At 68.3% G+C, this 18,812-nt stretch carries 19 protein-coding genes; 13 read left to right on the plus strand and 6 right to left on the minus strand.

Features of this window, described 5'->3' with window-relative positions; all coding sequences use genetic code 11:
- Positions 1-77: 77 nt before the first annotated feature.
- Genes KF887_11130 through KF887_11150 form a run of 5 tightly spaced genes read left to right on the plus strand, consistent with a single transcriptional unit; the run spans position 78 to position 4,362 of the window.
- Entirely contained in the window at positions 78-944 is an 867-nt protein-coding gene (locus KF887_11130; GenBank protein ID QYK40015.1) for an ATPase, read from the plus strand.
- Positions 945-973: 29 nt separating this feature from the next.
- Positions 974-1,891: a homoserine O-succinyltransferase gene (locus tag KF887_11135; GenBank protein QYK40016.1), complete on the plus strand. Its 918-nt coding sequence runs from the start codon at positions 974-976 to the stop codon at positions 1,889-1,891.
- Positions 1,866-2,810: an alpha/beta hydrolase gene (locus KF887_11140; protein ID QYK40017.1), complete on the plus strand. Its 945-nt coding sequence runs from the start codon at positions 1,866-1,868 to the stop codon at positions 2,808-2,810. Before KF887_11135 ends, KF887_11140 begins: the two co-directional genes overlap by 26 nt.
- Positions 2,811-2,864: 54 nt before the next feature.
- A complete protein-coding gene (ppk2, locus tag KF887_11145) occupies positions 2,865-3,746 on the plus strand; it encodes a polyphosphate kinase 2 (protein ID QYK40018.1) in 882 nt (293 codons plus the stop codon).
- The gene (locus tag KF887_11150; GenBank protein ID QYK40019.1) at positions 3,739-4,362 is read left to right on the plus strand and encodes a TetR/AcrR family transcriptional regulator; all 624 of its coding nucleotides are present in this window, start codon (positions 3,739-3,741) and stop codon (positions 4,360-4,362) included. The genes ppk2 and KF887_11150 overlap by 8 nt, the downstream gene beginning before the upstream one ends.
- A 115-nt stretch (positions 4,363-4,477) precedes the next feature.
- Here the strand turns inward: KF887_11150 and KF887_11155 are convergent, their stop codons facing one another.
- Genes KF887_11155 through KF887_11165 form a run of 3 tightly spaced genes read right to left on the minus strand, consistent with a single transcriptional unit; the run spans position 4,478 to position 6,703 of the window.
- Positions 4,478-5,458: a methyltetrahydrofolate cobalamin methyltransferase gene (locus KF887_11155; protein QYK40020.1), complete on the minus strand. Its 981-nt coding sequence runs from the start codon at positions 5,456-5,458 to the stop codon at positions 4,478-4,480.
- Positions 5,459-5,461: 3 nt separating this feature from the next.
- A complete protein-coding gene (locus KF887_11160; GenBank protein ID QYK40021.1) occupies positions 5,462-6,379 on the minus strand; it encodes a methylenetetrahydrofolate reductase in 918 nt (305 codons plus the stop codon).
- Between the two features lie 27 nt (positions 6,380-6,406).
- A complete protein-coding gene (locus KF887_11165; GenBank protein QYK40022.1) occupies positions 6,407-6,703 on the minus strand; it encodes a virulence factor in 297 nt (98 codons plus the stop codon).
- A 271-nt stretch (positions 6,704-6,974) separates the two neighbouring features.
- Here KF887_11165 and KF887_11170 point away from each other — a divergent pair, with 271 nt between their 5' ends.
- Both KF887_11170 and KF887_11175 read left to right on the plus strand, forming a co-directional pair.
- On the plus strand, positions 6,975-8,141 hold the full coding sequence (locus tag KF887_11170; GenBank protein QYK43533.1) for a Ppx/GppA family phosphatase: 1,167 nt from the start codon (positions 6,975-6,977) through the stop codon (positions 8,139-8,141).
- Positions 8,138-8,872: an RlmE family RNA methyltransferase gene (locus KF887_11175; GenBank protein ID QYK40023.1), complete on the plus strand. Its 735-nt coding sequence runs from the start codon at positions 8,138-8,140 to the stop codon at positions 8,870-8,872. The genes KF887_11170 and KF887_11175 overlap by 4 nt, the downstream gene beginning before the upstream one ends.
- Positions 8,873-8,913: 41 nt before the next feature.
- On the opposite strand, the gene KF887_11180 is transcribed toward KF887_11175, so the two are convergent.
- On the minus strand, positions 8,914-9,483 hold the full coding sequence (locus KF887_11180) for a DUF882 domain-containing protein (protein ID QYK40024.1): 570 nt from the start codon (positions 9,481-9,483) through the stop codon (positions 8,914-8,916).
- Between the two features lie 337 nt (positions 9,484-9,820).
- Between KF887_11180 and KF887_11185 the strand changes: the two genes are divergently transcribed.
- Genes KF887_11185 through KF887_11200 form a run of 4 tightly spaced genes read left to right on the plus strand, consistent with a single transcriptional unit; the run spans position 9,821 to position 14,116 of the window.
- On the plus strand, positions 9,821-11,476 hold the full coding sequence (locus tag KF887_11185) for a L,D-transpeptidase family protein (GenBank protein ID QYK43534.1): 1,656 nt from the start codon (positions 9,821-9,823) through the stop codon (positions 11,474-11,476).
- Between the two features lie 32 nt (positions 11,477-11,508).
- A complete protein-coding gene (locus tag KF887_11190; GenBank protein QYK40025.1) occupies positions 11,509-12,600 on the plus strand; it encodes a UDP-3-O-(3-hydroxymyristoyl)glucosamine N-acyltransferase in 1,092 nt (363 codons plus the stop codon).
- A 32-nt stretch (positions 12,601-12,632) separates the two neighbouring features.
- Complete coding sequence (locus KF887_11195) at positions 12,633-12,902, plus strand: acyl carrier protein (GenBank protein QYK40026.1); 270 nt, start codon at positions 12,633-12,635, stop codon at positions 12,900-12,902.
- A gap of 5 nt (positions 12,903-12,907) precedes the next feature.
- Positions 12,908-14,116, plus strand: a complete 1,209-nt coding sequence (locus tag KF887_11200; GenBank protein QYK40027.1) for a beta-ketoacyl-[acyl-carrier-protein] synthase family protein — start codon at positions 12,908-12,910, stop codon at positions 14,114-14,116.
- A gap of 84 nt (positions 14,117-14,200) precedes the next feature.
- Here the strand turns inward: KF887_11200 and KF887_11205 are convergent, their stop codons facing one another.
- Positions 14,201-14,866 carry an invasion associated locus B family protein gene (locus tag KF887_11205; GenBank protein QYK40028.1) on the minus strand — a complete coding sequence of 222 codons (666 nt, stop codon included), beginning with the start codon at positions 14,864-14,866 and terminating at the stop codon, positions 14,201-14,203.
- 438 nt (positions 14,867-15,304) lie between these two features.
- On the opposite strand from KF887_11205, the gene KF887_11210 reads away from it, so the two are divergent.
- On the plus strand, positions 15,305-16,852 hold the full coding sequence (locus KF887_11210; protein ID QYK40029.1) for a DUF853 family protein: 1,548 nt from the start codon (positions 15,305-15,307) through the stop codon (positions 16,850-16,852).
- A gap of 161 nt (positions 16,853-17,013) precedes the next feature.
- Here the strand turns inward: KF887_11210 and KF887_11215 are convergent, their stop codons facing one another.
- Positions 17,014-17,445 (minus strand): Lrp/AsnC family transcriptional regulator, encoded by a 432-nt coding sequence (locus tag KF887_11215; GenBank protein ID QYK40030.1) that lies wholly within the window; start codon positions 17,443-17,445, stop codon positions 17,014-17,016.
- A gap of 216 nt (positions 17,446-17,661) precedes the next feature.
- On the opposite strand from KF887_11215, the gene KF887_11220 reads away from it, so the two are divergent.
- Positions 17,662-18,807: a type III PLP-dependent enzyme gene (locus KF887_11220; protein ID QYK40031.1), complete on the plus strand. Its 1,146-nt coding sequence runs from the start codon at positions 17,662-17,664 to the stop codon at positions 18,805-18,807.
- Positions 18,808-18,812: the final 5 nt, after the last annotated feature.

The following is an 18,812-nucleotide window of genomic DNA, read 5'->3' on the forward strand; positions in this document are numbered from 1 at the left end:
GCCCCGCCGGAAACGGCGGGGCTTTTCCGTGACCGGCGGTCGGGGTAACAGGCGGTCGGTGCGGGCAGGGGGCGGGCATGATCCCATCGGTGGCAGAGTGGCGGGGCGGCGCGCGCAGGCGGGTGCTGCTGTTCGGCATGTCGGGTCTTGGCAAGACCCATCTGGCGAACCTGCTGCGGGCGGCGGGCGGCTGGTTCCACTACAGCGTCGATTACCGCATCGGCACGCGCTACATGGGCGAGCTGATCGCCGACAACTTCAAGCGCGAGGCGATGAAGGTGCCGCTGCTGCGCGAACTGCTGATGACCGACAGCGTCTACATCGCGTCGAACATCACCTTCGACAATCTTGCACCGCTGTCGACCTACCTTGGCAAGCCCGGCGATCCCGCGAAGGGCGGACTGCCCTTTGCCGAGTACATGCGCCGCCAGGACCAGCACCGCGAGGCCGAGATCGCGGCGCTGCTGGATACGCCGCGCTTCATCACCCGGGCCGAGGACATCTATGGCTATGCCCATTTCGTCTGCGACAGCGGCGGCTCGATCTGCGAGGTGGTCGACCCCCGGGACCGCGACGATCCGGTGCTGAAGGTCCTGTCGTCGCATATGCTGATGATCTGGATCGAGGGGTCCGAGGCCCATACCGCCGATCTGGTCGCGCGGTTCGACCGGGCGCCGAAACCCATGTACTACCAACCCGCGTTTCTTCATGCTGCATGGCAGGAATACCGCGCAACCCATTCCGTGACCGAAGAAAGCTGCGATCCCGATGCCTTCGTCCGCTGGACCTATGCGCGTGCCCTGGCGCATCGCCAGCCGCGCTATGCCGCGATGGCCGACTGGGGCATCCGGGTGACGGCGGACGAGGTCAGGATGGTGCGCGACGCGCGGGATTTCGACGACCTCGTGGCGCTTGCCCTTGATCGTCGCGCCGCGTCCGCCTAGGTCGCGACCCTGCCCGGAGACCAACGCCGATGCCCATCACCCTGCCCGAAACCCTTCCCGCCTATGACGTGCTGCGGCGCGAGGGCGTGATGGTGATGTCGCCCGAACGGGCGGCGCGGCAGGATATCCGGCCGCTGCGCATCGGGTTGCTGAACCTGATGCCGAAGAAGATCCAGACCGAGAACCAGTTCGCGCGGCTGATCGGTGCGACGCCCCTGCAGATCGACCTGCACCTGATCCGCATGTCCGAGCACCAGACCCGGAACACGGCAGCCGAGCACATGGAGACCTTCTATCGCCCGTTCCAGGCGGTGAAGGCCGAGAAGTTCGACGGGCTGATCATCACCGGCGCGCCGATCGAGCACCTGCCCTTCGAGGCCGTCACCTACTGGGACGAGCTGCGCGAGGTGATGGACTGGACGCAGACCAACGTGCAGTCGACCTTCGGGGTCTGCTGGGGTGGCATGGCGATGGCCTGGCATTTCCACGGACTGCCCAAGCACATGCTGCCTGCCAAGGCCTTTGGCTGTTTCCGGCAGCGGAACCTCGCGCCCGCGAGCCCCTACCTGCGGGGCTTTTCGGATGACTGCATCATCCCGGTCAGCCGCTGGACCGAGGTGCGGCAGCCCGAGGTCGAGGCCCGACCGGCACTGGTGACGCTGCTGGGGTCGGAAGAGGTGGGCCCCTGCCTGATCGCCGACCCCGGGCACCGGGCGCTGTATATCTTCAACCACTTCGAATATGACAGCGACACGCTGAAACAGGAATACGACCGCGACGTGGCCAATGGCACGCCGATCAACGTGCCGGCGAACTATTATCCCGATGACGATCCCGCGAGACCGCCGCTGAATCGGTGGAGAAGTCACGCACACCTTCTATATGGCAACTGGATCAACGAGATTTACCAGTCCACCCCCTATGATATCCAGGCGATCGGCACTTAGCGTCGCGGCGGGACTGCTGCTTCTGGGCTGCGGCCCTGCGGTGCAGCGGCGTGCGGCCGAGCGGGAACGCGAGGCCGAGACCGCCTATCCGCCGACCGGGCGCCTGATCGACGTGGCGGGGCGCAAGGTGCATGCCCAGACCGAGGGGCAGGGCCCGGACGTGGTGCTGATTCACGGCGCCAGCGGCAACCTGCGCGACTTTACCTTTTCCTTCATGCGCCGCCTGACCGGCCGCTACCGGGTGACCGCGTTCGACCGTCCGGGGCTTGGCTGGTCGGATGACCTGGGCGAGGCGGGGCTGTCGCCTGTTGCGCAGGCCGATCACCTGCGCGCGGCGGCGGCGGTGCTGGGCCTCCGGCGCCCGGTGGTCCTGGGGCACAGCTATGGCGGCGCCGTGGCGATGGCCTGGGCGCTGCGCGACCCGTCGGTGCGGGGCGTGGTGGCGCTGTCGGGGGCGACGATGCCATGGCCCGGCGGGCTGGGGCCGTGGTATGCGATCACCTCGTCGGCCATCGGCGGGGCGACGGTGGTGCCGCTGATTTCGGCCTACGCCTCGCTGGAACGCGCGGAGGGGGCGGTGGCGGGCATCTTCGCGCCCGCGCCGGTGCCGCCGGGCTATGTGGCGCATGTCGGGGCGGGGTTGACCCTGCGGCGCGACACGCTTCGGGCGAATGCAAGGCAGGTCAATGCCTTGAAGCCCTATCTTCAGGCGATGTCCGGCAACTACGCGCGGCTGACCGTGCCGGTGGAGATCGTGCATGGCACGGCCGATACCATCGTGCCGCACCGCACCCATGCCGAGCCGCTGGCCGCGCTGCTGCCCGCGGCGCGGCTGACGCTGATCGAGGGGGCGGGGCACATGCCCCACCATTCCCACCCCGAGACGGTGGTGGCCGCGCTGCGCCGCCTTGCCGTCTGATCCCCTTTCGCTTCGCCCCGCCGCCGCCTAATGTCGGGCGACGGAGGACCGACCATGACGCTTCCCTTTGACGGCGCGATCAGCCGCTATTTCCGCGAGGGCGCCCCCGCCGGGCTGCGCAAGACCATCGAGAAGGCGGGCAAGGACGACATGCTGTCGCCCGGCTATCCCTATCGCGAGGAGATGAAGAAGAAGGACTACGAGGCGCGGATGGACGCGCTGCAGCGCCAGCTGGTGCGGTTGCAGGCCGACATCAAGGCCAGCGGCAAGCGCGTGGTCGTGGTCTTCGAGGGGCGCGATGCCGCCGGCAAGGGCGGCACGATCAGCCGCCTGCGCGAGAACCTGAACCCGCGCGTCTGCAATGTCGTGGCGCTGTCCAAGCCCTCGGACCGCGAGGCGGCGCAATGGTATTTCCAGCGCTATGTCGACTGGCTGCCCGCCGCCGGGGAAATGGCGATCTTCGACCGGTCCTGGTACAACCGCGGGGTGGTGGAACATGTCTTCGGCTTCTGCACGCCGACGCAGCGGGAGCATTTCTTCCGCCAGTTGCCCGACTTCGAGCGCATGGTGGCCGATGACGGCATCCATTTCGCCAAGATCTGGCTGAACGTCGGCCGTGCGGAACAGCTGCGCCGGTTCCTCGACCGTGAGCAGGACCCGCTGAAGCAATGGAAGCTGTCGCCGATTGATGTGGACGGGCTGCCGAAGTGGGACGCCTATTCGCGCGCGATCCGCGAAACGCTGGATCGCAGCCATTTTCCCTTTGCGCCCTGGACGGTCGTCCGGTCGGACGACAAGCTGCGCGCGCGGATCGCGGCGATCCAGACCGTGCTGCGGCTGTGCGATTTTGCCGGGCGCGACGATGCGGCGATCGGCACGCCCGATCCGCTGATCTGCGGCGGACCGGACATCTGGACCGCCGACGAGAATGACTGAGGGCAAACGCGGCTATCACCATGGGAACCTGCGGCAGGCCCTGGTCGAGGCGGCGCTGACGCTGATCGAGGAAAAGGGACCGCAGGGCTTCACGCTGTCCGAGGCGGCCAAGGCGGCGGATGTGACACCCGCCGCCGTCTATCGCCATTTCACCGGCCGCGACGAACTGATCGCGGAGGGCGCGCGGCAGGGCTACGAGATCTTCGCCGCGCTGATGGAATATGCCTACAACGACGGCAAGCCCTCGGCCCTGGCCGCCTTCGAGGCGACGGGGCGCGCCTATCTGGCCTTTGCGCGCAAGTATCCCGGGCATTACCAGGCGATGTTCGAAAGCGGGCTGTCCGAGCAGGACCATCCGCAACTGCTGCCTGCGGCGGCACGGGCGCGGGCGGTGCTGGAAAAGGCCGCCGCGCGCCTGTCAGACCATCTGCCGCCGGGCAAGCGGCCGCCCGCCACGATGTTCTCGGCGCATGTCTGGGCGCTGAGCCACGGGATTGTCGAGCTGTTCGCGCGTGGCAGGCCCGGCGCCCGGTCGCCCTATGCGCCCGAGGATCTGCTGGAGGCGGCCATCGGCATCTATCTGCGCGGACTTGGCCTGCTGCCGCCCGACCGGTAGCGGACGGCAAGACCCACGGGCAAGCGGGCGGCGCCGGGCACGATGCTGACCCGCGCTCGTGGTGTCTGTCCGCGGGCGGCTTCGGGGTGTGCGGGGGGTATCCCCCCGCGCCGCATCAGCCCCGGGCGCGGCGGCCGCCGCGGCGGCCGCTGGTGGCCTGGCTGGCGGCAGCCGAGGCCTCGGCAAAGGACAGGCCGCCCTCGACCGCCTCGATCACCCGGGCGAACCGGATCCACTCGCCGCCGTTCGCGTCATGGTCCATCAGGAAGTTGGCGGCGCGGATCGCCTCCATCTCGACCTGGCGGACCGGGTTCATGATCGCGCTCGTCATCCCCGCGCCGATCGCCATGGGCAGGAAGGCCGCGTTGATGCCGTGGCGGTGCGGAAGGCCGAAACTGATGTTCGACGCGCCGCAGGTGGTGTTCACGCCCAGTTCGTCGCGCAGGCGGCGGACCAGGGTAAAGACCTGGCGGCCAGCCGTCGACATCGCGCCGACGGGCATCACCAGGGGATCGACCACGATGTCATGCGCCGGGATGCCGAAATCCGCCGCCCGTTCGACGATCTTCTTCGCCACGGCAAAGCGCACGTCGGGATCGGGCGAGATGCCGGTGTCGTCGTTCGAGATCGCCACCACCGGCACGTTGTATTTCTTGACGAGCGGCAGCACGCGCTCCAGCCGTTCCTCCTCGCCGGTGACCGAGTTCAGAAGGGGGCGGCCTTCGCAGGCCATCAGGCCGGCCTCGAGCGCGCCGGGGACCGAACTGTCGATGCACAGCGGCACGTCGACCGTCTGCTGGATGATCTCGATCAGCGCCTTCATCAGCGGCGGTTCGACGAAGTTGTTGTCGGCATAGCGCGGGTCGGCGGCCATGCGGTTGGTGAACACGGCGCCCGAGTTGACGTCGAGCACGGTCGCCCCGCAGGCGACCTGTTCCAGCGCGTCCTTGATCACCGTCTCGAAATTGTCGACCTCCAACTCGGCCGCCAGTTTCTTGCGGCCCGTGGGGTTGATGCGCTCTCCGATCACGCAGAATGGCTCATCGAACCCGATGACGACGGTTTTCGTCTTGGATTCCAGTACGGTGCGGGTCATTCCTCAACCTTTCTGCGATGCGGGCGCGGTGGCGTCGCCGCCCTGGGCGATGGCCCAGTCGGCATTGGCCTTGATGCCACCCAACGGGAAGAAATGCACCTGTTCGATCCCGAATTCCGGATGCGCCGCCTTGTGGCGGGCCAGTGCCTCGAGCACCTCGAAGGGCTCGTAGGGCAGCAGGAGCTTGGTCACATCCATCGCCCGCTTCTGCAGCACGCGCAGGCTGGGGCCGACACCGCAGGCGATGGCGAACTTGATCAGCGTCTGAAGCTTGGCGGGGCCGGCGATGCCGATGTGGACGGGCAGGCGGATGCCCTCGGCCGCCAGCCGGTCGGCCCATGCGATGATCGGGGCCGCCTCGAAGCTGAACTGGGTGACGATGGCCATTGCCGCGTCGCTGCGGTCGGCGAAGGCCTGTTTCCAGCGCAGCGCCTCCATCACCATGCGGTCGGACCCGTCGGGGTCAATGTCGCGGTTGCCCTCCGGGTGGCCCGCCACATGCAGGCGGTCGAAGCCGTCGAACAGGCCCGTCTCGATCAGCTGCATCGACGACTCGAAGGTGCCGCGCGGTGCCGACAGGCCGCCACCCAGCAGAAGCGCCTGGCGCACCCCGGCCTCGGCCCGGTAGCGCGCGATCCAGTCGGCCAGCGTGGCGCGGTCGGGGATGATGCGTGCGGGAATGTGCGGCATCGGCTCGTAGCCTTCGGCGCGCAGGCGGGCGGCGGTGGCCACCATCTCGTCAATCGGCGTTCCGTCGATATGGGCGATGTAGACGCGCGTGCCCGCAGGCAGAAGGTCGCGGAAATCCGCGATCTTCTCGGCGGTGCGGGGCATCACCTCCATCGAGTAGCCCGCCAGGAACTCCGCGAGCGGGGCGGGGGCGGGTGTCGGTGCCTCGCGGCGGAAACTGAACAGTGCCATTGCGCTTCTCCAGAGCGAGCGGACCATTCAGGCCCAGCCGTTGTTGTCGATCAGCGCCTTGAGCCGCGCCGTGTCGTATTCCGCCTCGATCCGCGCGGCCTCGGCCTTCGCGATCTCGTCGGGGTCGCCTTCGACCGTGTAGGGGGGGGCCTTGCGCCATTCCGCCAGATAGCTGTCGGTATCGCGCGCGCCCGCCTTCATGGCCGCCCGGTCGATCGCCTGTTCAAAGCGTTCGGGCAGTTGCACCTTCGATCCGCGCCGTCCCTTGCCCACGATCACCTGGGCAGGAATGTCGCGCCAGTACACCACCGTCACGTCTGGCAAGGCTGATTCCCCCGTTGCGTCTGGGCCCTGTGTAGGCGCAAGTCCGCGACATGCGAGGTCGGATTTCGACCTGTCCCGCGCGCCTTGCGACGGCGCAATCTAGCGCCTTCGCGGCGCTGCGGCGATGGGGGCCAGGCCCCGAAATTCTCATGTTCATCCTGAGCCGCGCCGCATCTGGCCGGGACGGGGTCTGGGCGGGGCCGGGGATCGCCGCTTGCACGACACGGCCGTCGCCGTTACCATCGGGATCAACCACGAATGGAGGGCGGTCATGACGCCCGAGCGTCCCCGGGAGGAGGACGCGATCCCGGGGGCGCAACCCGCGCCGGACGCATCCGGCGCGACCCTTGCAGCCAAGGCCGTCCCCCCGGTCGAGCCGTCAACCTCCCACCCGGCCGGGCCGGGCGCGCTCTATGCTGCGCTCGATCTCGGCACGAACAGTTGCCGGATGCTGATTGCCCGCCCGCGGGGCGCGCATTTTCATGTCGTCGACAGCTTTTCCAAGACCGTGCAGCTTGGGCACGGGCTGGAGGCCTCGGGGCGGCTGTCGCGTGCCTCGATGGCGCGCACGGTGGCGGCGCTGCACATCTGCCAGAAGAAGATCGAGAAGCACGGCGTGACGCGGATGCGGCTGGTCGCGACCGAGGCCTGCCGGCGGGCGCGCAACGCGCGGGACTTCATCCGCCAGGTCCGGCGCGAGACCGGCCTGCCGATGGAGATCATCCAGCCCGAGGAAGAGGCGCGTCTGGCGGTGATTTCCTGCGCGCCGCTGGTGTCCAAGCGCACCGAGCAGCTGCTGGTGGTGGATATCGGCGGCGGGTCGACCGAACTGGTGTGGATCGACCTGAGCCGCGTTGCGCCACCCGACCGGCCGCGGTCGATCATGCGGCTTCGGCAGGGCCTGAGCCGCGAGGCCGGCGACGGGCTGGCCCGGGTTGTCGACTGGATCTCGGTGCCCCTGGGCGTGGCGACGCTGAAGGACCAGTTCGGCGACGTCGAGGACGATTCGGCACGCTTTGCGCTGATGTCCTGGTTCTTCGAGGAGAATCTGGCGAACTTCTCGCCCTACAACGCCGAGAACCCGCGCGAGGGGTTCCAGATCGTCGGCACCAGCGGAACGATCACCACGGTTGCCGCGTCCTTCCTGGGCCTGAAGCGCTATGACCGGGCCAAGGTGGACGGGCTGCGCATGACATCGGCGCAGATCGACACCGTGATCCGCGACTACCTGTCGCTTGGTCCCGAGGGGCGGCGCACCGATCCGCGCATCGGGCGGGATCGCCATGCGCTGATCATGTCGGGTGCGGCTATCCTTCAGGCGCTGATGCGGATATGGCCCACCGACCGGTTGTCGGTGGCTGACCGGGGGCTGCGCGAGGGGCTGCTCTACGCCCAGATGAGCGCCGACGGCATGCTAGAGGATGGACCGCTCGAATGACCGAGAACACTTCGGGCCGGGGCTCGCGCGATCTGCGGGTGCGGGTCAAGACCGCCAAGGGGCGCAAGCTGTCGTCGACGCTGTGGCTGGAGCGGCAGTTGAACGACCCCTACGTGATCCGCGCCAAGCGCGAGGGCTATCGCGGCCGCGCGGCGTTCAAGATCCTTGAACTGGACGACAAGTACGGGTTCCTGACCCCGGGGGCGCGGGTGGTCGACCTGGGTTGCGCGCCGGGGGGCTGGTGTCAGGTGGCGGTCGAGCGGGTGAACGCCCTCGGCCAGCGCGGGGGCAAGCCGGTGGGGACGGTGCTGGGCGTCGATCTTCAGCCGGTGGACCCGATTCCGGGGGCGCAGATCCACCAGCTCGACTTTCTGTCGGATGGCGCGGACGACAAGGTGAAGGCCTGGCTGGGCGGCCGCGCCGATGTGGTGATGAGCGACATGGCCGCCGCGTCGAGCGGCCACAAGGCGACCGATCACCTGCGGATCATCGCCCTGTGCGAGGCCGCGGCGGAGTTCGCCTTTGACGTGCTGGAAGAGGGCGGAACCTTTGTCGCCAAGGTGCTGGCGGGCGGCGCCGAGAACGAGCTGCAATCCCGTCTGAAGCGCGCGTTCCGCAAGGTCGCCAACGTCAAGCCACCGGCCAGCCGCGCGGACAGTTCCGAGAAGTTCGTGGTGGCGCAGGGATTTCGCGGGCGGCCCGCCGAGATCGACGACGACGGGGCCGCGTGACGCCGATGACCGGGTGATCCCCGGTCGGGCTATGCCGGCGATCAGCCGCCCCAGTGGCGGACCGGGCCGCAGTCCATATGGACGAAGTTCGACCGGGAATAGCGGCCCACGCCGCCCGAGGCGCAGGCCTCGGCCGCGCGGGCGATCTGGCTGACGGACCGCGACTTCAGGCGCAGGTCGGCGGCCTGGCCGCGCATGTGAAGGCTGTCGCGGGCGACACCGCGCGATTTCGACCGCAGCATCGCGTTGGTCTGCGGGCTGCGATAACCCGACAGCATCATGTAGGGTTCCGACACATCCATCAGGCGATGCGCAGCCGCCATGATGTCGACCGTCCGCGTGTCGATCTGGGTGGTTGCCCCGGACCGCCAGTCGCGCATGAAGTGGTTGATTTCCTTGATGACTTCGGGAATGTACTTGCCGTCGATCCAGTATATCGTGTCGATCGCCTCGCCGGTGCGGCCCGAATACATCCGCACCCGCCGGATATCGCCCGACCCGCGCAGAAGCCCGAAGGCGTTGGAGTAGGTCGGTGCGGCCGCGACCATCGTCGCCGCAAACACACCCAGCAATCCACGCCGCGTGATCGCCGATGAGCTGTTTTCCGTCATTCTGCTAGGCCTGTCCCGCATTCTTCTATCATAGCCGCCTGTGCCGGCGGCTTGTCTCTGCCATCGCACCATCCCCAGTGCCCGAACGTTATGGCACGCCGGGAATCGGATATGAAGCGCAGAAAGGCCGCACCGCGGCATTACAAGGGGAATCGGCAAAAATTCGCTGAACGTGGCAGGACGTGACGACGGGCAGGGAACCGGAAGAAATGTGATCGGATTGCGACAGTCCGCGGGGTTTCCGGCACGCAGGGGCGGCTCGCGCGGAATGTGAATGGACACCTGCGCCGGGGCGGCGATTCTGGGCGGGACATTGAGAATGCTGATCGAGGTCGGAATGACGATTGCATCACGCGGCGCCGCGCGTTTCGCGGCAGGGGTTTCCGCGCTGGCCATTGCCGGTGCCGTCTGGACGCAGGGGGCCGTTGCGCAATCCGTTCCCGCGCTGACATCGCAGGTCCAGGTTTCGGCGGCGGCGCAGTCGGCGTTCCGCAATGCCCTGGCCGAGGCGGCGGTGGCGGATGAGGCGGTGGCCGGTTTCTACCGCGACCGCGCCTATGCGCCGTTCTGGACCGGGCCCGAGGACGCGCCGCGCCGCGCCGCGCTGTTGCAGGCGCTGGCCGGGGCGGGAATGCACGGGCTGCCGGTCGGCCGCTACGACCCTGCCGACCTGATCGCGGCATTCCGCGCCGCCCGCACCGAGGGCGACCGGGGCCGGCTTGAGGTGCGCATGACGCTGGCGCTGCTGGATTATGCGCGCGACGTTCAGACCGGCGCACTGGTGCCGTCCAAGGTGGCACCGGGCATCGTGCGCGAGGTCCCGGTGCGCGACCGCCGGGGCAATCTGGACGGCTTTGCCCGCGCCGCCGATCCGCTGGCCTTCCTGACGTCGCTGCCGCCCCGGTCGCAGGAATATGTCCGGCTGATGAAGGCGCGTTTCATGCTGGAACGCGCGGCGGCCGAAGGATCATGGGGCGCACCGGTCAGCGCCAAGTCGCTGGAACCCGGCGCCACGGGCGAGGCGCTGATCGCGCTGCGCGACCGTCTGGCGGCGATGGGCTACCTTCCCGGCAATGCCGCCGCGGCCAGCTATGACGACACGATCCGCAAGGCCGTCAGCGCCTTTCAGGCGGACCACGGGATCGAAGTGAACGGCGTGGCCGGTGCCACGACGCTGGCCGAGATCAACGTCGGGCCGGAACGGCGGCTTGCGGCCGTCATCGTCGCGATGGAGCGGGAACGCTGGCTGAACATCGAGCGGGGTAAGCGCCACATCTGGGTCAACCTGGCCGATTTCTCGGCCCAGATCGTCGATGACGGGCGCGTGACCTTCCAGACCCGCGCGGTGGTGGGGGCGCAGAAGATCGACAAGAACACCCCCGAGTTCAGCCACAAGATGACCTACATGGAGCTGAACCCCGACTGGACGGTGCCCGGGGGCATCATCAAGCGCGACTACCTGCCCAAGCTCAAGGCCAACCCGAACGCCCTGGGGCATCTGCAGCTGATCGACCGGCGGGGCCGGGTGGTGCCGCGCGGATCGGTGGACTTCGCCGCCTATTCGGCGTCGAACTTTCCCTTCAACCTGCGGCAGGCGCCGGGGGACGGCAATGCGCTTGGCCGGGTCAAGTTCATGTTCCCGAATCCGCACGCGATCTATCTGCATGACACGCCGGAGAAGCATCTTTTCGGCCGTGAGGTGCGCACATACTCCTCGGGCTGCGTGCGGCTGAACGATCCGTTCGAATTTGCCTACGAACTGCTGTCGCGGCAGGAGGCCGACCCCCGCACGGCGTTCCACAAGGTGCTGGACACACGGCGCCAGGAGCGCATCTTCCTGAAGGAGCCGGTGCCGATCCATCTGGAGTACCGCACCGCCTTCAGCAACCCGCGCGGGCAGATGCAGTACCGGCGCGACATGTACGGGCGGGACGCGGCGATCTTCCGGGCGCTCGTGCAGGCCGGGGTGGTCACCGCCGCCGCCGACAGCTAATCCTGCGGGTGAGCGATCACCCGGAGGAGGCCATGTCCCACACCATTGCCGAGATCGCCGCCGCCATCGGGGCCGAGGCGGAGGGCGACCTGTCGATCCGCATCGCGCGGGCGGCGGAGCCGGCCGCCGCGGGGCCCGAAGACCTGGCCCTGGCCATGGACCCGCGCTATGGCGGCGGCATCGCGCAGGGGCGCGCGGTTGCCGCGCTGCTGTGGCCCGGGGCCGACTGGCGGGGCATGGGGTTGCGGGCGGCAATCTTTGCGCCGCGGTCGCGGCTGGCGCTGTCGGGGCTGACGCGGCTGATGGACGCCGGGCCCGACATCGCGCCGGGCCTGCATCCGATGACGGTGATCGCGCCCTCGGCCCGGATCGGCGACGGTGCGGCCATCGGCCCCTTCGTCACCATCGGCGCGGGTGCCGTGATCGGGCCGCGCGCGCGCATTGCCGCCCATGTCTCGGTGGGCGAGGGCGCGCGGATCGGCGAGGATGCCCTGATCCTGCCGGGCGCGCGGATCGGTGCGCGGGTGACGATCGGTGACCGGTTCATCTGCCAGCCCGGGGCGGTGATCGGGGCGGACGGATTCTCCTTTGTCACGCCCGAGCGGTCGGGGGTTGAAGATGTTCGCGCAAGCCTCGGACAACGCGACGAAATCCGCGAACAAAGCTGGACGCGCATTCACAGCCTGGGTGCGGTGACCATCGGCGACGATGTCGAAGTGGGGGCGAACGCCTGCATCGACCGCGGCACGATCCGGGATACCGCGATCGGCTCGGGAACCAAGCTCGATAACCTCGTGCATGTCGGGCACAATGTCACGGTGGGGCGCGATTGCCTGCTGTGCGGACAGGTGGGCATCGCCGGGTCGGCGCGCATCGGCGACCGGGTGGTGCTGGGCGGCCAGTGCGGCGTGAACGACAACATCTTTGTCGGCGACGACGTGATCGCGGGCGGGGCGACCAAGATCTTCACCAATGCGCCCGCCGGCCGCGTGCTGCTGGGCTATCCGGCGGTGAAGATGGAGACGCATGTCGAGATGCAGAAGGCGCTGCGCCGCCTGCCGCGCCTGGCCGCCGCGGTTGCCGCGCTGAAGAAAGCCGTTCCCATCGCCGACGGGAACGATTAGACCCGGGGCCGACCGGAAGAAGGGGCGGGCGGATGACCGACAGCGTGCGGGACAGGGTGGTGGCGATCGTCGCCGAACAGGCAGTGCTGGACGTGGCGGACGTGAAGATGGACGCGACGCTGGAAAGCCTGGGGATCGACAGCCTGGGGCTGGTCGAATCGATCTTCGCCATCGAGGAAGCCTTTGACATCTCGGTGCCGTTCAACGCCAACGATCCGGCGCAGAGCGAGTTCGACATCTCGTCGGTCGCGGCCATCGTCGCGGCGGTCGAACGGCTGGTCGCCGAACAGAAGGGCGCCTGATTCCGATGCGGCGGGTGGTCATCACGGGGGCCGGGACCATCAACGCACTTGCGCATGACGTTCCGGGCACCTTTGCCGCGTTCCGCGACGGGCGTTGCGGCATCACACCGCTGGAAATCCGCGACCGCGAGCGTCTGTCGATCCAGATCGGCGGCCAGGTCCACAACTGGAACCCCGAGGCGCATTTCAACCGCCAGCAGATCGTCCTTTACGACAAGTTCACCCAGTTCACGCTGCTGGCCGCGCGGCAGGCGGTGGAACAGTCGGGGATCGAGTTCGAGGGGTCGCTGGGGCTTGAGGCCGGGGCGGTGCTGGGCACGGCCGGCGGCGGCGTGAACACCTGGGACGAGAATTACCGGGCGGTCTACGAGGAGGGGAGGAACCGGGTTCATCCCTTTGTCGTGCCCAAGCTGATGAACAATGCGGCGGCCAGCCACCTGTCGATGGAATACGGGCTGCGCGGGCCGACCTTCACCGTCGCGACGGCCTGCGCCAGTTCGAATCACGCGATGGGCCTTGCGTTCCAGATGGTGCGGTCGGGCGCGGCGCGCGCCATGCTGACCGGCGGGTCCGAGGCGATGCTGTGCTTTGGCGGGATCAAGGCCTGGGAAGGCTTGCGCGTCATGTCCAAGGACGCCTGCCGCCCGTTCAGCGCGAACCGCAACGGGATGGTGCAGGGCGAGGGAGCGGGCGTCTTCGTGTTCGAGGACTATGACCACGCCCGGGCGCGCGGGGCCGACATCCTGGCCGAGGTGCTGGGTTTCGCCATGTCGTCGGATGCCGCCGACATCGTGATGCCCTCGGCACAGGGGGCCGAGCGCGCGATCACCGGCGCGCTGCGGGATGCCCGGCTGAACCCCGAGGATGTGGGATACATCAACGCCCATGGCACCGGCACCGCCGCCAATGACAAGACGGAATGCGCGGCCGTGGCCCATGCCTTCGGGCACCATGCGGACCGGCTGATGATGTCGTCCACCAAGTCGATGCATGGGCACCTGATCGGCGGGACCGGTGCGGTCGAGCTGCTGGCCTGCCTGATGGCGCTGCGCGAAGGGGTGATCGCACCGACCATCGGCTACGAGGAACCCGATCCGGAATGCGCGCTTGACGTCGTGCCCAACGTGGCGCGCGAGGCGAAGGTCGATGTGGTGCTGTCGAACGCCTTTGCCTTTGGCGGGCTGAATGCGGTGATCGCGCTGCGCCGGGTCTGACGGTTCCGGACTGCCGGAACGCGAACGGGCCCGCGCGATGCGCGGGCCCGTCGGTTCATCGGCGGCGGTTCATCGGCGGCCGGGTCAGTTTCCGCCGGGCGCGGCGGCCGGTGCGGGTTCTGCCGTCACGGCCGGCTGTTTCGGGATGTTGCCCGAGACCAGCGCGTCATAGCCGGCGGTGAAGCCGCGCAGCGACATGGCCACCGTCACCTTCTGTTCGGGGGCAACCACCGGAACGATGGTCACGTTCACCCGGTTGCCGCGCTTCATCGCGTCGATTTCGGGCTGGGTGAAGCCGATCCGCGCGATGCAGCCGATCGGGCTGCACCAGGCGAAGGGGTATTTCTTGACCGCGCCGCCATCGACCTGCAGCGAAAGCTCCTGCGTCAGCAGGGTTTCCAGAGGCACGATCGCGGTGGCGCCCGCGGCGGCCTGCTGGCCGGCGGGCAGGTTCACCATGGTGAACTCCGAGATCGGGTTGCCTTCGGCATCCTTCAGCAGCTGGTAAAGCTGGCACGGGTCCGATCCGTCCTCGGCGCGCAGGCAGCGGATTTCCCAGTCGCCATGCGTGGCGGCGGTATAGTTCGATCCGATGCCGTCGGCATTTTCCTCGCGCCCCAGCGACAGGTCGTCGGGGTTCGGAACGGGGTCGGCCGCGGGGGCCGGGGCAGCGGGCGTTTCCTGCGCCACAGCGGGCACCGCCAGCGCCAGGCCAAGCAGGACGGCAAGGATCGGGGTCGTGCGGGTCATGTGATCATCCGGCAATCAGGTCGTGTCGGGTGGCGGCTTAGCACGGTCTTTCGGGGAAGTCAGGGCGAAAACAGCGGCGTGCCGCAGGCTTGAACGGGGCCGGGCAAGGGTCCGCGCAGGGGTGGGCCGCAAAATGAACAAGGGCCGGCAAACCGGCCCTTGCACTGAATTGTTTTTGCTCCCTGTCGGACTGGCCGACTTCATGGCGGGAAGGTATGCGGGCGGCACTTCGCCGTCAACAGGGAATCCGACGCGCCCGGATCACTTTGCAGGCAGGAAAAAAGCCGCGCCTTTTCAGGGGCGCGGCCAGTCGAACAGGGAGGAAGTCACATCCGGCGCGCGGCACCTTCGCGGCTGGACATGCCCACTCTGGCAGAACGGGGTTAACGATGTATTGTCAGGGCGCAACGCAGACGGCGACAGGATGGGGCGGGCGGAATGGGCGAGGAAGCAGGCATCTTCGTGGGCGGCGGGGGCGAGGGCCATGCGGTGCCGCAGACCCTGCTGCTGGGCTATGGCAACCGCCACGGTCTGGTGGCCGGGGCCACCGGCACCGGCAAGACCGTGACCCTGCAGGTGCTGGCCGAGGGGTTTTCTGCCGCGGGGGTGCCGGTCTTCTGTTCCGACATCAAGGGCGACCTGTCGGGCATCGCGGTCGCCGGAAATCCGCAGGGCAAGCTGCTGGATGCATTCCGCGCGCGGTCGAATACCATCGGCTGGGAACTGCGGTCGCAGGCATTTCCGGTGATCTTCTGGGACCTGTTCGGCGAACAGGGCCATCCGGTCCGGACCACCGTGGCCGAGATGGGGCCGCTGCTGCTGTCGCGGCTGCTGGAACTGACCGAGCCGCAGGAGGGCGTGCTGAACGTGGCCTTCCGCCTGGCGGATGACGAGGAGCTGCCGCTTCTGGACATGAAGGACCTGCAGGCGATGCTGACCTTCATCGCCGAGAATGCGCGCGAGATCTCGGCGCGCTATGGCCTGGTGTCCACCACCTCGGTGGGCGCGATCCAGCGGCGGCTTCTGGTGCTGGAGAACCAGGGCGGTGCCGGGATGTTCGGCGAGCCGGCCCTGGATCTGGCCGACATGATGCGGATGGCGCCGGACGGGCGGGGCTATGTGTCGGTGCTGGCGGCCGACAGGCTGATGGGGTCGCCGCGCCTCTACGCCACGTTCCTGCTGTGGCTGCTTTCGGAACTTTTCGAGGAATTGCCGGAAGTTGGAGACCCCGAGAAGCCGCGGCTGGTGTTCTTTTTCGACGAGGCGCATCTGCTGTTCGATGGTGCGCCGAAGGGGCTGGTGGACCGGGTCGAACAGGTGGCCCGGCTGATCCGGTCGAAGGGCGTGGGCGTGTATTTCGTGACGCAGCGGCCCGCCGACGTGCCCGAGACGATCCTGGCGCAACTGGGCAATCGGGTTCAGCACGCGCTGCGGGCCTTTACCGCGCGCGACCAGACCGACCTGCGCAAGGCGGCGCAGACCTATCGGGCGAACCCGCGCTTTTCCACCGAGGCGGCGATCCGCGAGGTGGGCACGGGCGAGGCGGTGACATCCTTCCTGGAACGCAAGGGGATACCCGGCATGGTCGAGCGCACGCTGGTGCGGCCGCCGATGTCGCAACTGGGGCCGATTGATCCGGCAGCGCGCGGGCAGGTGATTGCCGCAAGCCCGTTGCGGGGCAAGTACGACACGGTGCTGGACCGCGATTCGGCCTGGGAACGGCTGCGGGCGCGGGCCGAGGCGGCAGCGCGCGAGGCGGCCGAAGCCGAGGCGCGCGAGGCGGCGGACAAGGAGGCCGAGCGCGAGTTCCGCAATGCCCGGCGCTATGATCCCAAGATGCCCCGCGCCACCAAGACCAGCAGCCGCAGCCGGTCGTCCGACAGCGTGGGCGAAGCCTTTGCGAAAAGTTTCGCACGGTCGCTGGGCAGCCGGTCGGGGCAGGCGGTGATGCGGGGGGTGCTGGGCACGCTGTTCCGCAAGCGCTGAGCTTTGCCGGGCAACCGGCTGAGGACGCTGGATTAATCGGGGATGGGGCGGAGCCGGCGGCGGCCGTTTTCCGTCTGGTTCGCGTATGGCGGGCGTATGGCATCCGTCCCGACAGCGCGTTCGCAGCACCCCGCTGACCTGCAACGGGCGATTCGGCCGCGTCAGACCGCGCGGTCGATCTTGCTGGACAGGTGGATCAGGCTTTCCGAGGATTTCACCCCGGTCAGGGCGCCGATCTGGTCGAGCACCTGATCCAGAACCTGCGTGTTCGGCGCGGCGATCTGGAGCAGCAGGTCGAAGCGGCCCGAGGTGGTGTGGCAGCGCTCGACCTCGGCAATCGACTTGAGCCGCGTCAGGATCGCGGCCTGCGCGCGCGGTTCGATCATCACCAGCACGGTGGCGCGCAGCCGGCCCTGGCGGGCGGCCTCGCCCAGCCGCACGGTGTAGCCCGCGATCACGCCGGTGGTTTCCAGCCGTTCCAGCCGGGCCTGGATGGTGGAGCGCGCGACCTTCAGCCGCCGCGCCAGGACGGCCACCGAGATGCGGGCGTCAGCCCCCAGCAGGGCCAGAATGCTGCGATCGAGGTCGTCCATACAGATTGCCTTGCCGTTTCGTCATTTTGACGAACGAATATCACATTTCTGTCGTTTCGCACGGTGAAATTGTGCCCCATATGCGGCATCCTCGTTTTCAGGAAAAAGGGCGGCTCATACGCACCTTGCCTGGTTCATGAAACCGCGCAGGTGCGCCCCCGGCAACGAACCCGGGCGGGCAATGCGTTCTGTTGGCCACAAGAAAGGGCAGCGCCGATGGGACTCTCGAAGACGATCTGGACGAATCCGACCGAATACCTGCGGACCGTATCGCCGCAGAACCCCGTGCTGTTCTTCAGCCCGCAGGCGCTGCAGCGGCAGGCGCGGCGCTTCATCGACGGGTTTCCGGGCATGGTCACCTATGCGGTGAAATCGAACCCCGAAGAGGCGGTGATCGAGAATCTGGTGGCGGCGGGCCTGCGCGGGTTCGACGTGGCCTCGCCCTTCGAGATGCACCTGATCCGGCGGCTCGCGCCGGATGCGGCGATGCACTACAACAACCCGGTGCGGGCCCGTCACGAGATTGCCGTGGCGGTGGAACTGGGCGTGAAATCCTATTCCGTCGACAGCGCGTCGGAGCTTGAGAAGCTGATCGAGATGGTGCCGGCCGAAGGCACCGAGATCACCGTGCGCTTCAAGCTGCCCGTGTCGGGGGCGGCCTACAACTTTGGCGCCAAGTTCGGGGCGACGGCCGAACTGGCCGTGACGCTGCTGCAGCGGGTGGCCGAGGCCGGGTTCATCCCGTCGATCACCTTCCATCCGGGCACGCAATGCACCGACCCGGCGGCCTGGGATGCCTATATCCGCAAGGCGGCCTGGATCGCGGCCGAGGCGGGTGTGACGATCGCCCGGCTGAACGTGGGCGGCGGGTTCCCGTCGCACCGGCTGGATGCCGTGGTGCCGATGCTGGACGAGACCTTTGCGCTGATCGACCGGGCCACGGCGGAAGCCTTTGGCGCGGATCGCCCGATGCTGGTCTGCGAGCCCGGCCGGTCGATGTGCGGCGATGCCTTCACGCTGGCGGCGCGGGTCAAGGCGGTGCGCGATGGCACGCATGTGTTCCTGAACGACGGGGTCTATGGCGCGCTGACCGAACTGCCGCTGATCGGGGTGATCGACAGGCTGACGGTCATGGCGCCCTCGGGCGAGATCAAGGGCGGTCCGACGGCGCCGCGCATCATCTTTGGCCCGACCTGCGATTCGGTCGACCGGCTGCCGGGCGAGGTTCCGCTGGCCGCCGACATCGAGGAAGGCGACTTTGTCGTGGTGCATGGCATGGGCGCCTATTCGACGGTCACCAACACCCGGTTCAACGGCTTTGGCGAACTGGGCATGGCAACGGTGCTGTCGCAGAAGCTGTGACATGG

The sequence above is a fragment of the Paracoccaceae bacterium genome (assembly GCA_019454225.1).
Classification (GTDB): Bacteria; Pseudomonadota; Alphaproteobacteria; order Rhodobacterales; family Rhodobacteraceae.